This is a genomic window from Meiothermus sp., assembly GCF_025056915.1.
GTDB lineage: Bacteria > Deinococcota > Deinococci > Deinococcales > Thermaceae > Meiothermus.
The window spans coordinates 1-11948 of the sequence record NZ_JANWVH010000027.1 but is presented as its reverse complement, the minus strand read 5'-3'; the positions used below and the strand labels follow the sequence as shown (position 1 = coordinate 11948).

13 protein-coding genes and 1 tRNA gene are annotated in these 11948 nt (G+C 61.5%); 8 read left to right on the top strand and 6 right to left on the bottom strand.

Annotation, left to right across the window (positions count from 1 at the left end; genetic code table 11):
* Window positions 1-62: 62 nt before the first annotated feature.
* Window positions 63-518 carry a hypothetical protein gene (locus tag NZN28_RS06240; protein ID WP_295396206.1) on the top strand — a complete coding sequence of 152 codons (456 nt, stop codon included), beginning with the start codon at window positions 63-65 and terminating at the stop codon, window positions 516-518.
* Between the two features lie 414 nt (window positions 519-932).
* Here NZN28_RS06240 and rplI read toward each other — a convergent pair whose 3' ends face one another.
* The 4 genes from rplI to rpsF all read right to left on the bottom strand — a co-directional run bounded on the left by rplI (window position 933) and on the right by rpsF (window position 2980).
* Window positions 933-1382 carry a 50S ribosomal protein L9 gene (gene rplI / locus NZN28_RS06235; RefSeq protein ID WP_295396203.1) on the bottom strand — a complete coding sequence of 150 codons (450 nt, stop codon included), beginning with the start codon at window positions 1380-1382 and terminating at the stop codon, window positions 933-935.
* Between the two features lie 12 nt (window positions 1383-1394).
* Window positions 1395-1679, bottom strand: coding sequence for a 30S ribosomal protein S18 (rpsR, locus tag NZN28_RS06230; RefSeq protein ID WP_295396275.1), 285 nt, complete (start codon window positions 1677-1679; stop codon window positions 1395-1397).
* An 11-nt stretch (window positions 1680-1690) separates the two neighbouring features.
* On the bottom strand, window positions 1691-2527 hold the full coding sequence (locus NZN28_RS06225; RefSeq protein ID WP_295396271.1) for a single-stranded DNA-binding protein: 837 nt from the start codon (window positions 2525-2527) through the stop codon (window positions 1691-1693).
* A 138-nt stretch (window positions 2528-2665) separates the two neighbouring features.
* Entirely contained in the window at window positions 2666-2980 is a 315-nt protein-coding gene (gene rpsF / locus NZN28_RS06220; protein WP_295396200.1) for a 30S ribosomal protein S6, read from the bottom strand.
* A gap of 587 nt (window positions 2981-3567) precedes the next feature.
* Here rpsF and NZN28_RS06215 point away from each other — a divergent pair.
* Entirely contained in the window at window positions 3568-5541 is a 1974-nt protein-coding gene (locus tag NZN28_RS06215) for a diguanylate cyclase (protein ID WP_295396197.1), read from the top strand.
* Here the strand turns inward: NZN28_RS06215 and NZN28_RS06210 are convergent.
* Both NZN28_RS06210 and NZN28_RS06205 read right to left on the bottom strand, forming a co-directional pair.
* Window positions 5533-6630 carry an FAD-binding oxidoreductase gene (locus NZN28_RS06210; RefSeq protein WP_295396194.1) on the bottom strand — a complete coding sequence of 366 codons (1098 nt, stop codon included), beginning with the start codon at window positions 6628-6630 and terminating at the stop codon, window positions 5533-5535. The two genes, NZN28_RS06215 and NZN28_RS06210, sit on opposite strands and share 9 nt — an antisense overlap.
* Window positions 6631-6928: 298 nt before the next feature.
* Window positions 6929-7003, bottom strand: a tRNA-Ala gene (locus NZN28_RS06205).
* A gap of 179 nt (window positions 7004-7182) precedes the next feature.
* Between NZN28_RS06205 and rpsB the strand changes: the two genes are divergently transcribed.
* The 6 genes from rpsB to NZN28_RS06175 form a co-directional block, all read left to right on the top strand.
* Window positions 7183-7929: a 30S ribosomal protein S2 gene (rpsB, locus tag NZN28_RS06200; protein ID WP_295396191.1), complete on the top strand. Its 747-nt coding sequence runs from the start codon at window positions 7183-7185 to the stop codon at window positions 7927-7929.
* 57 nt (window positions 7930-7986) lie between these two features.
* Window positions 7987-8577: a translation elongation factor Ts gene (tsf, locus tag NZN28_RS06195; RefSeq protein WP_295396188.1), complete on the top strand. Its 591-nt coding sequence runs from the start codon at window positions 7987-7989 to the stop codon at window positions 8575-8577.
* Window positions 8578-8717: 140 nt separating this feature from the next.
* Window positions 8718-9422, top strand: a complete 705-nt coding sequence (gene pyrH / locus NZN28_RS06190) for a UMP kinase (protein WP_295396186.1) — start codon at window positions 8718-8720, stop codon at window positions 9420-9422.
* Between the two features lie 89 nt (window positions 9423-9511).
* A complete protein-coding gene (gene frr, locus NZN28_RS06185) occupies window positions 9512-10072 on the top strand; it encodes a ribosome recycling factor (RefSeq protein WP_295396268.1) in 561 nt (186 codons plus the stop codon).
* A gap of 194 nt (window positions 10073-10266) precedes the next feature.
* Window positions 10267-11127 carry a phosphatidate cytidylyltransferase gene (locus tag NZN28_RS06180; RefSeq protein ID WP_295396183.1) on the top strand — a complete coding sequence of 287 codons (861 nt, stop codon included), beginning with the start codon at window positions 10267-10269 and terminating at the stop codon, window positions 11125-11127.
* Between the two features lie 59 nt (window positions 11128-11186).
* The coding region (locus NZN28_RS06175) for a 1-deoxy-D-xylulose-5-phosphate reductoisomerase (protein ID WP_295396180.1) at window positions 11187-11948 on the top strand (762 nt) is incomplete at its 3' end.

Genomic DNA, 11948 nt, shown 5'->3' with positions numbered 1-11948 from the left:
TTTTTCTAAGTATTGAGAATGCGAACCATTCGCACCTCAAAAACCAAGGTACACTTGGAGGTATGCGCACGCTTCTGACCCCTCAGGTGATCCGGGCTATTGGCCAGATCCTAGCCGTTTCTTATCCCTTGCTGGCGCTTTCGGCGGGGGCTCGAGCGGTGTATCAGCTTTTCTTCAAGCCCGGCGTAACCGACCACTTCCCCCCCACCCTTTCGGCGGTGGCGGCAGCCATTTACCTGGTAGCCACGGTCGCTTTCGTGAACCGCAAACCCTGGGCCTGGTGGGTTTCCGTAGGGGCCCTCTCGTTCGAAATGGTCGGGGTTTTGTTGGTGGGCACCCTGAGCCTGGTTCTGCCGGAAGTGATTGGGCGTACGGTCTGGCACGACTTTGGCATTGATTATGGTTTTCTGCCACTGGTGCAGCCCCTGCTGGGGCTGGTGTGGCTGTTCTGGCCCGAAAACCGCAAGCTTTTCTTCAAACCATCCGAATCAAATCACAGCCAGTTCTCTCATTCGTAGTCTAAAGACCCTGGTATTCGATGCATGCCCGATGCAACGAAACATGCAGGCAGGCTTTCCCCACAAAAGCCACCCTCGCTTCAACTAACGCGCTCTTCACAGACGTGGCCGTCCACGAAAACGAGAAGGGACAAAAAGACGTGCCTCACCTTGGTGAGGCAGGCTGGTCTGCGTTGCGTCTGGGCCGAGAGGCATGTTTTCGAGTTTCCAGGCCGCCACTCTTCTGTTCAGAACCAGGCTTTCTCGAACTCGAATGGCTCATAATACGTGAAGAGCGCTCTGGTCGTAGATTTGGCATCATTCCCGTCTTTATCCCGCCCACCCCAAGGTGAACCAACGCCAACAAAAAATGCCGCCACCAGGGCGGCATGGGTACAGCCACTGCTCGCTTTCAGCCTTTGGCCAAAGGCGTCCTTAGGCCTTGTCGGCCACCACCGAGACTTTGAGGGTCATGGGCACCTCGGGGTGGGGCTTGTAGGCCAGGGCGTACTCGCCCAGGTCTTTGATGGGCTTTTCCAGGGCCAGCTTTTTGGGGTCAATGCTGATCTGGTGCTGGGCCTCGAGGGCCGCGGCAATCTCGCGGCTGGTCACCGAGCCGTAAATTTTCTGGTCGCCGGCCCTGACCTTGAGGGTTAGGGTGATGGGCTCCAGAAGTTCCTTCAGCCGCTCGGCCTCCGCCTTGCGCTCGGCAGCTTTTTTGGCCTGCGCGCGGATTTTGGCCTCCAGGGTCTTGAGGTTGCTTTCGGTGGCCAAAGTGGCCAGGCCTCGAGGCAGCAGGTAGTTGCGGGCATAGCCCGGCTTCACATTGACCACCGCCCCCACGTCGCCCAGGTTTTCCATAGGTTCAAGCAGAATCACTTTCATCTTCCACTCTCCCTATTTGCGAACCAGCTTCTCGGTGAAAGGCAGCAGGCCCATCATGCGTGCCCGCTTGATGGTGCGGGCCAGCTTGCGCTGATCCTGAGCGTTGAGTCCGGTTCGGCGGCGGGGCAGAATCTTGCCGGTTTCGGACAGGAAACGCTTGAGGATATCCACATTCTTGAAATCGTTGAGGTCGAAAGCGCCCACAGCAGCGGCCACTTTGGGCTTGCGCCCACGGCGCACTGCGCGCTCGCTCCGCTCACGGTCCTGGCGGTCGCCCTTGGGGGCGCGGTTGGACATCTTCTTGGTGCTCAAAACGGTAAATCCTCCTCAGGTGGGAAATCGTCTTCCAAGCCTTCGTCAATATCTACCTTGCCCGTACGGCCTTTGGCTGCCACAGCAGCGCTCTGGGAACTGTTTCCACCTGTGCTTTGTCCAGTTCCACGGGCAAGTCGCTCGAGGCGGCTCAGCTCTACACGGGTGGTGTAGCGCCTGGTGCCATCTTGAGCGGTCCAGGAGTCGTTCACCAAGCGTCCGATTAGGAACGCTCCGTCTCCTTTTTTGAGTTCTGCCGCAAACTCGGCCAGCTCGCGCCAGGCCTGAGTTTCCACATAGTGCACCTTTTCCTGCTCGCCGCCCTGGCGGGTGGTGAACTTTTCGTTCACGGCCAGCGAAAGGCGGGTCACGGCGGTTCCCTGGGGGGTGTAGCGCAGTTCGGGGTCACGGGTCAGGTTGCCGACCAGCATCACCTGGTTGAGCGCGTCCTTGAGGCGCTCCTGCCCCCGGGCGTCGGTCACGGTCAGCTGGCCCCGCTTGCCTTCCAGGCTCACAATCTCCATGCGGTCGGCCCTTATTTCCAGGCTGCTCTTTTTCTGACCGTCCTGCTCCCAGGCGCGGTACTCGAGCTTGCCATCCACAAAAAGGGCCATGCCCGCTTTCAGGGTGTCGCCCCAGAACTCAGCGCTTTTGCCGAGCAGTTTGACCCGGTGGTACCAGGCCGGTTCGCGGGTCTGGCCCTGCTCGTCGATCACCACATCGTTGCCGGCCAGGTTGAGTTCCATCACGGCGAGTCCACCAGCGGTGTAGCGCAGTTCGGGGTCTTGGGTCAGGGTGCCTATGAGGGTCACGCGGTTGAGGCCTCGAGCCATATTCATCAGTCCTTTTTCGTTTCGGTCTATGCCAACAGTCTATATCGGGCATTTTGCAGCTTGCCTTTAGCTTTGGGCTTTAGGCTGCCTTTGAGTTCCGTTATGGTCTCTGGCCTCAGAACTCAGGGGTTCAACAGCTCATTTCTTCTTCTTGCTGTTTCGCCATTCGGGACGGTCGCGGATGATGGTTACACGACGCACGTGATCGCGCAGACGCAGCTCGTGCTGCAGCGCGGCGTTGCTGCCACCGGCCATTTCCACCGTGTAGAAAACCACGTTGCCTTCGGGGTCTTTTTGGATGGGATAGGCCAGGCGGCGGTTTCCCCAGTCGTCGATGTTTTTAATCTCGGCGCCGTGACGCTCGAGGGTGGCCTTGATGATGTCTTTCTCCTGGGCCGCCTGCGCTCCATCGAGGTTGGGGTTAAGAATCACGTTCACTTCGTATTGCGGCATATTCACCTCCTTTCCGGCTGGTTGCACCCGCGGGCCTGGCCTTGTTCAGGCCTGCCTGGGCACAACCCAAACTAGCGACCCTAATGGGTCACGCAAGGTAGGAGTATATCAGACGAAGGCCGCTAAGGCCAACTCAAGATTGGTAGCGCCTTAATCTTCCTCCCCTTCCCCCCTCGAAGAAGGTGGCGATACCCCAACAGGCAGGTTCGCCAAGCGGTGTTTGGGAGCAGGGCCGTTGCCACAAAGCATTGCCTGGCAAAGAAGGCTGCGAACCGGGTTTAGCGGCTTCTAACCGGAGCCACTTTTTCCGGGTTTTGGCGTACAAGCAACTTTCAAGAACACAGGGTGGGGGTGAGTGGTAGGAGGTAGGTCGTGGGCTCTAACGCCTGCCCCGCATCCCCCGAACCCCTGCTCCTTTTACTCAATCAGGTGTTGGTCCTACACCCTGAGTTCATTTGCAATGATTTGAAACAACAATCGAATCGCTCACCTTGCACCTGGCACGAAGGGGGTCTTATTTCCGCGTGTGAATTTCATTATCATGAATGGGGCCATTAACACCCCAATCTGGAGTATCCCAACACCTTATGCGCAAGAAAACTGCCTCCAGGCGTTCCAACTCCACGTCGCTCTCCAAAAAGGAGCTGGACCGTCGTCTCAAAGAAGCCACCATGCTCAAGCAAATCGTGGCCACATCGGGGGCGCCGCTCGATCCGTTGACTGTATTGAACGTTATTTGTAGCGAACTCACCGCCGTGGTCGGGGTGCAGCACGCGGGTTTTGCCCGCCTCTCCGACGATGGGCGCTACCTGACCATTGTGTCGGAGTTTGGCGCCGGTCAGGCCCGCAACACCAACGACCGCATCTCACTGGAAGGCAACGAAATTAGCCTCCAGGTCATGCGCGAGCGCAAGCCGGTTGCGGTTTCGGACGCACAGAACGACCCCCGTATGGGCCAGGGGCGCGAGGTGGCCAAACGCTTCGGGGTGGTTTCGATGCTGCTGGTGCCCATTCTGGCGGGCGACCGGGTACTGGGCACCCTGGGGCTCGACAGCTACGAACCCAGGGAGTTTGGCCAGGACGAGATTGAGATTGTGATGGCGGCCTCGAGGGCCGCTGCGCCCCTGCTGGAAAACGCCCAGCTTTTCGAACAACTGCGCAGCGAGCTGGCCGAGCGCAAGCGGGCCGAGTGGGAATTGCGCCAGTCGCGGGCCCTCTACCAGGAACTGGTCAACTCGCTGGGTGGAATCGTCTGGGAGGCCGAGTTCCAGAAGGATACCCTGGTTTTTACCTTCGTAAGCCGCCAGGTGGAGCGGGTGCTGGGCTACCCGGTCGAGCGCTTTCTGGGCCCGCGCGAGGAGAGCGTGTGGCCCCGGGTGCTCTACCCGATAGATTTTGAGATGGTCTCACAGCGCCTGCGCAACCTTTCGGTGGCCCTCGAGACCACCGAAATCGAGTACCGGGCCTTTGACAAAAACGGGCGCATGCACTGGTTCCAGGACCGCGTGAGCGCCATGCGCGAGCCCGGTGGCAGCGTGCGCCTGCGCGGACTGATTGTGGACGTGACCGAGCACAAGCGGGCGGTTCGCCTCGAGCGCGACCGCAACCTGGCCCTGGAGCTAATCGCCCGGGGGGCCGACCTCGAGGACATCCTCACCGCGACCATCGAGATGCTCAGCGCCCAGTTGCCCGAAGCCGCCTGCGCCATCCAGATTGCCAAAGGGGAAAACCTCAACACCGTGGCCAGCCACGGCCTGCCCGAGTTGGTGCGACAATTCCTCGAGACCAGCCCCCTTGGCCCTTTTGGGCAGAATGTCACGCTTGGTGAAATCTCCGAAGTAGAGAATCTCGACCTCAAGGACAACCTCCCAGCAGAGGTGCGCCGGGCCTTGCTGGTGGCCGGGTACCGGTTCGGCCTGACCCTGCCCATCCGCACCAAGGAAGGGGTGCTGGGGGCCTTGAGTGTGCTGGGGCCCACCCCGCTCGAGCCCGAGAGCCGGGCCATCCACGCCACCGCCGACCTGGCCGCCATTGCAGTGGACCGACAGGCCCTGATCGAGGAACTGGAATACCAGGCCACCCACGACGCCCTGACCCGGCTGCCCAACCGGATGCTCTACCAGGAACGCCTGCTTCAGGCCATGGCCCGGGCGCAGGAAAAAGACCGTCTGGTGGGGGTGGTCTACATTGACCTGGACAACTTCAAGCAGGTCAACGACACCTTCAGCCACGCCACCGGCGACGAGCTTTTGCGCAGCATCGCCCGCCAGCTCAGCCTCTCGGTGCGGGCCTCCGACTCGGTGGCCCGGCTGGGCGGCGACGAGTTTGGGGTCATCCTGGCCGACCTGCCCTCGGTCGAGATGGCCGAGCGCCTGGCCGAAAAAATCGCCCAGGAAGTGAATACCAGCGTGCGGATTGGCAACCGGGCCCTCGAGGTCACGGCCTCCATTGGCCTCGCCATCTATCCCCGCGACGGCAGCGACCCCGACACCCTCTACCGCCACGCGGATCGCGAGATGTACAGGGCCAAGGGCCTGAATGCTCAAAAAACCTCAGGCTAGCCAGACCGCACCCGGCATCCGGCCTCCGTGCAGAACCCAGGCCACCTCCCGCCCCAACAAAGCCCCCACCACATTCCCGGTACCGCTGTAGGCGCCGATGGCCCAGACACCGGGCCGCACCTCTTCGGCGATGGGCAGGCCGGTAGGGGTGTAGGCTACCGAGGCCGCCCAGCGGTGGGTGATGGGGGCCTCTATGCGCTGTTGCGAAAGCAGTTGCTCAAGGCATGCCTGCACGGCCTGGGTTGGCTCTGCCTCGGTGGTCCATTCGGCCTCGCCCCCCGCGTCGCGCATCCCGCCCAGGGCGATGCGCCCGTCGGGTAGCTGTTGCCAGTAGTCGTAGCCCCAGCGCCGGTAAACAGGCCGGGGGAAGCGCCTTTCCACAGGTGCCGTAGCCAGCATCTGCAAGCGGGCCGTGCGCACCCGGCTTTGCAACTCGGGCAAAAGCTGCTCGAGCCGGCCATCCACCGCCACCAGAACCTGCCGACAGCGAACCCGTCCCAGGGGCGTCTGAACCTCCTGGCCGCTGATGCACAGGGCCGGGCTGTGTTCAAAAAGCCGGGCCCCCCGCTCCAGAGCCTGCCGGGCCAGCATCCGACAGCGCAGGAGGGGGTTGAAGGCGGCGTCGGTTGGAATCAGGAGACCCCTGCCCTCCGGGCCCTCGTAGGGTTCTGCCGCAAAACCATCAGCCTGGAGGGCTTCCAGGTGGGCCTGGCAGTCGTCGAGTTCCTCAGCCGTAGCCGCAATGCGCAAGGAGCCCACCTGCCGGATGGCCTGGGGGGTCTCGCTCATCATCCGGGCAATCTGCTCCAAAGTGGCCTGGTAGAGTCGCCTGGCAAGGTCACGCCCCTGCTCCAAGACAGTCTGGTGGTAGAACTTGGCCAGGCCCGCCAGCAAGAACCCCCCGTTGCGGCCCGCCGCACCCCCGGCCACCCAGCCCGCATCCAGCCCGACCACCGTGTGGCCCAGCCGCAAAAGCTCCTGGATGGCCGAAAGCCCCGAACCGCCCAGCCCTATCACGCAAAATTCGGCCTCGAGATCCCCTTCCAATCGCGGCAGGCCCGACCAGCTTCCATCATCCCAAACGGGCACGTTCACCCTTCTAGCATAAGGTCACGTATTGCCCTTAGCTACCCGCTTTTTGCAAGCAGGCCTTTTTCGGCCTCCACTTTTCCATTCCAGGCAGGGATACCGGCTCTGTGGACGGCTGTTCAAAGGCTCGCTGGGGTCGGGGCCTGTGGTCCAAGCCTGGTTTGGCCGACCCCTGCCTGGCCAGTTCTGAACAACCCTGGGCCCAGGCGTTTGAGGTTCGCCCAAGCGGCAGAAGGGCCTGCGGGTGCCGTACTCAAAGCACTCGAAGCACACCCCAGACGTTTTTTTACGGCTCTTCTGGTGGAGGCGAAGGGATTTGAACCCCCGACCTTGTCCTTGCAAAGGACCTGCTCTCCCGCTGAGCTACGCCCCCAGGGGCCAGACAGCACCAAGGAGTATAGCAACCGACTACCCTTCCGTAAAGGGTATCTCTAGGATATACTTTTGGTTTGGGTGTGCCTTGCGCCGCTTGGGGTTAGGGAACGGTACCCAGGAGCCCGGCGCAAGCGGCACAAATCAACGCCCGCTCCAACCGTCCCACTAGGAGAAACCATGGCTGCAAACGTAAGCATCAAGGAACTGCTCGAGGCCGGCGTGCACTTCGGACACGAGACCAAGCGCTGGAACCCCAAGATGAAGCGCTACATCTATGCCGAGCGCAACGGCATCTTCATCATTGACCTGCAAAAGAGCATGGTCGAGCTCGAGCGCACCTTCAAGTACGTCCAGGACCTGGCTATGCGGGGGGCCACCATCCTCTATGTGGGCACCAAGAAGCAGGCCCAGGAAATCATCCAGCAGGAAGCCGACCGCGCCGGGATGCCCTACGTCAACCAGCGCTGGCTGGGCGGTATGCTTACCAACTTCCGCACCATCACCGCCCAGGTCAACCGCCTGGCGGAGCTCGAGGCCCTCTTCGCTTCGGAGGAAATCAAGGAACGGGTCAAAACCGAGCAGGTACGGCTCCAACACGAGCTCGAGCGCCTGCAAAAGAACCTGGGCGGCTTCCGCAAGCTGCGCCGTCTGCCCGATGCCATCTTTGTGGTTGACCCGACCAAGGAAGCCATTGCGGTCAAGGAGGCCCGCAAGCTCGGCATTCCGGTAATTGCACTGGCCGACACCGACTCCGACCCCGACGTGTGCGACTACATCGTGCCCGGCAACGACGACGCCATCCGCTCCATCCAGCTCATCGTGAGCCGCATGACCGACCTGATTGTGGAGGCCCGTGGCGGTGGGCGCGAAATTCCTCCCCCCAGCGCCGAAGGGGCCGCCGCCACCGAAGCAGCCGAAGCCTAACCATGTCCGGTACAGGGTACCCACCCAGGGGCCCGGTACCCTCCAGAGGTGAAACCAATGTCTCAAATCGAACAAATCAAGAAACTCCGCGAACAGACCGGTGCCGGCATGAGCGACGTCAAGAAGGCCCTGGAAGACGCAGGCTGGGACATGGAAAAAGCCACCACCCTGCTGCGCGAACGGGGCGCCCTCAAGGCCGCCAAAAAAGCCGACCGCGAGGCCCGCGAGGGCATCATTGGGGCGTACATCCACCACAACCAGCGGGTTGGGGTGATGGTCGAGCTTAATTCCGAGACCGACTTTGTGGCCCGCAACGAGGAGTTCCAGCGTCTGGCCAAAGACATCGCCATGCACATTGCCATGGCCAACCCCCGCTACATCAGCATCGAAGAGGTTTCGCCGGAGGACCTCGAGAAGGAAAAAGCCATCTACATTCAGCAACTCCTCAACGAAGGAAAACCGCAGAATATCGCCGAGAAGGCTGCCGAAGGCCGCATAAAGAAGTTCTACGAAGAGATGGTCTTGCTGGAGCAGCCTTTCGTCAAAGACGAGAAAATTAAGGTTGGGGAGCTTATCAAGGCCGCCATTGCCAAAATCGGCGAGAACATCCAGGTCAAGCGCTTCAGCCGCTTTGAAGTGGGGGCCTAGGCCATGACTGCCCGGGGTCGAGAGTCGCAAGGCTTTCGGCCCTTTTCTTTGGCTTCGGACAAGGCTTTTTCCGAGACAATCCGCCGCTTGGCCCAGAGCCGGGTCGAGGGCGACTTGCATTCAAAATCGTGGGGGGCGTGATGAAGTACAAACGGGTGCTGCTGAAACTTTCGGGTGAATTCATGAGCGGAAATGGTTTTGGCATCCAGCCCGAGGCCACCAAGGCCCTGGCCCAGGAGGTCGCCAAGGCCCACCAGCTAGGCGTACAGGTTGCCATTGTGGTGGGCGGAGGCAACTTCTGGCGGGGGGCCCGCCAGGGCGTGGGCATGGATCGGGCCAGCGCCGACTACATCGGGATGCTGGCCACCATCATGAATGCCCTGGCCCTGCAGGATGCGCTCGAGTTCATCGGTGTGCCCACCCGCGTCCAGACCGCCCTGACCATCCAGCAAGTCGCCGAGCCCTACATCCGCCGCCGGGCCATACGGCACCTGGAGAAAGGCCGGGTGGTGATATTTGGCGGCGGCACCGGGAACCCCTACGTAACCACCGATACCGCTGCCGCGCTCAGGGGCCTGGAGATGAACGTGGATGCCGTATTGATGGCCAAAAACAAGGTGGATGGGGTCTACAACGACGACCCTCGCAAGAACCCCGAGGCCCGCAAGTACGACGACCTGACCTACCACCAGGCGCTGGTCGAAGGCTTGCAGGTCATGGATGCGACCGCCATGGCCCTGTGCCAGGAGCAAAATATGCCCATCGTGGTTTTCGATATGTTCACAGCGGGCAATCTGGAGCGAATCATCAAAGGGGAGCGGGTGGGCACCCTGGTGCACAGCTAACACGGTAAGGCAATTCCCAAAAACCATAGGCTTCTAACCCTGCAACCCCGATGCCATTTAGGGGTAAGCTATCCAGGATTAAGGAGGCCATCATGCTCAAAGACCTCTACGCCGAAACCAAAAGCCACATGCAGAAATCGCTGGAAGCCCTCGAGCACCACCTCGCCACCCTGCGAACTGGCCGGGCCAATCCCGCCATTTTGAACAACATCAAGGTCGAATACTACGGCTCGGCCATGCCCCTCCACCAGGTGGGCACCGTCTCCTCGCCCGACCCGCGCACCCTGGTGGTGCAGTCGTGGGATCCGAGCATGCTGAAGGAAATCGAAAAGGCCATCCGCGACTCCGACCTTGGCCTCAATCCCACCAACAAGGGCGATGCGCTCTACATCAATATCCCGCCCCTGACCGAGGAGCGCCGCCGCGATCTGGTCAAGTCGGTCAAGCACTACGCCGAGGAAGCCAAAATTGCCGTGCGGAATGCCCGGCGCGAAGCGCTCGACAAAGCCAAAAAGCTGGAGAAGGAAAAGCACCTCTCCGAGGACGACATCAAGCGCGCCGAGGCGGAAATCCAAAAGATTACCGATGAGTTCGTGCACAAGATAGACGAAGTCCTGCATAAAAAGGAGCAGGAAATTCTGGGGGGCTAGCGTACCGTGCAACGAGCCCATCGCAGGGCCAGGGTTCTGAGGCACACCGTCGGGCCGGGCTGCAAGCCTGCCACCTGGCAATACCCCCCTGGTTTTTGGCCCCCAACCACATTTTGTGCGCCCACCTTGGGGGCGGGTTTCGTTTACCCTGCCCCTCCGAAACAATAAGAACCGCCCCCCAACAGATTCCAGTGGTGCCGCCCGAACCCCGACCCGACGCCTCCTTGCCCACCCGTGTGATCTCGTCCCTGGTGGGCGTGGTGGTGCTTTTCCTGGTGCTGTGGGAGGGACGTATTCTCATGTTCCTGGCCCTGGTCTTTATCCTGGTGCTGGGTTCGCTCGAGCTGCGCTACATGCTCCGCAACAGGGGCATCGAGCTCAACATGGCCTTCCTGATTGGCGGGGGGCTGGTCATGCTCCTCTTCAGCCTGCCCCAGCTCCACGACATCTACCCAGGGGTGCCCTGGCGGGAAATTGCCCTGGGGCTGGTGCTTATCGGCGCCTTTAGCTCCGAACTCATTGTGGGCGCCAACATCCAGCGGTTCGCCTACAGCCTGATGGCCTTCTTGTACCTGCCCTGGACGCTGGGGTTCTTTCTGCTGCTGCGCCATTCCCCGGACGGCACGGTGGGCCTCTGGATTCTGGCCCTGCCCCTCATCAGCAGTTTCGCCAACGACATCGGCGGCTACTTTGTGGGCCGCTATCTAGGTCGTCGCAAGCTGGCCCCCACCATCAGCCCCGGCAAAACCGTGGAGGGCTCCATCGGTGGGATTGCCACGAGCTTTTTGCTGCTGTTTTTGTTCACTACCATTGTGCGCTCGGCCTACCCCGAAAGCCCCTTCGCGCTTTTTCGGCCTGTAGAACTGTTTGTGGTCAACCTGGTGCTCTCGTTTGCGGCCCAGCTCGGCGACCTGACCGAGTCCATGCTCAAGCGCTTCTGCGGCGTCAAGGACTCTGGCTACTTCCTCCCCGGGCACGGGGGCCTGCTGGATCGGCTGGATTCGCATCTCTTTACGGTGCCGCTCACCTACTATCTGCTCACCATCTTTATGTGAAGGCATCCTGCAGGACGGGTTACAGACCTCCCGCTTCGAGGCGTTACACTAACAAGAACATGAGCGATACCCCCAAACGCATTGTGGTGCTGGGCTCGACCGGCTCCATTGGCACCCAGACCCTGGACGTCTGCCGCTGGCGGGGCTACCGGGTGGTGGGGCTGGTGGCGGGAACCAACCTGGAGCGTCTGGCCCAGCAGATTGCTGAGTTCAGGCCGGAGGTGGTGGCTGCCGACCAGGCCCTGTGGCCTGAGCTGCGCGCCCGCTTTCCGGGCTTGCGCCTGGCCGATGCCCTCGAGGTGGCGGCCTGGCCCGCCGACGTGGTGGTGGGGGCCATTCCGGGGCTGGCCGGCCTGCCAGGGGTGCGCGCGGCGGTGCAGCAGGGCCGCCGACTGGCCCTGGCCAACAAGGAGAGCATGGTGGCCGCGGGGCCTTTGCTCTGGCAGGAAGCCGAGCAAAGCGGGGCCGAGATTATCCCGGTGGACTCCGAGCACTCCGCGCTTTTCCAGAGCCTGGTGGGCGAGCCCTTCGGGGATGTGGCCGAACTCATCCTGACCGCTTCCGGGGGGCCCTTTTTGCACGAGCCTGCCGACCTCTCCAAAGTCACCCCCCAGATGGCCCTCAACCACCCCCGCTGGAAGATGGGGCCCAAGGTGACCATTGACTCCTCGACCCTATTCAACAAGGGCCTGGAGGTGCTCGAGGCGGTGCAGCTTTTCAAGGTTCCCATTGAGAAAGTCAGGGTGCAGATTCACCCCCAGTCCTATGTGCACTCGATGGTGCGTTTCCAGGATGGCAACATCAAGGCCCAGCTGGGCCCC

Coding starts and splice junctions, on each gene's coding strand:
- NZN28_RS06240 (WP_295396206.1), top strand. CDS start 63: ATGCGCACGCTTCTGACCCCTCAGGTGATCCGGGCTATTGGCCAGATC.
- rplI (WP_295396203.1), bottom strand. CDS start 1,382: ATGAAAGTGATTCTGCTTGAACCTATGGAAAACCTGGGCGACGTGGGG.
- rpsR (WP_295396275.1), bottom strand. CDS start 1,679: ATGTCCAACCGCGCCCCCAAGGGCGACCGCCAGGACCGTGAGCGGAGC.
- NZN28_RS06225 (WP_295396271.1), bottom strand. CDS start 2,527: ATGGCTCGAGGCCTCAACCGCGTGACCCTCATAGGCACCCTGACCCAA.
- rpsF (WP_295396200.1), bottom strand. CDS start 2,980: ATGCCGCAATACGAAGTGAACGTGATTCTTAACCCCAACCTCGATGGA.
- NZN28_RS06215 (WP_295396197.1), top strand. CDS start 3,568: ATGCGCAAGAAAACTGCCTCCAGGCGTTCCAACTCCACGTCGCTCTCC.
- rpsB (WP_295396191.1), top strand. CDS start 7,183: ATGGCTGCAAACGTAAGCATCAAGGAACTGCTCGAGGCCGGCGTGCAC.
- tsf (WP_295396188.1), top strand. CDS start 7,987: ATGTCTCAAATCGAACAAATCAAGAAACTCCGCGAACAGACCGGTGCC.
- pyrH (WP_295396186.1), top strand. CDS start 8,718: ATGAAGTACAAACGGGTGCTGCTGAAACTTTCGGGTGAATTCATGAGC.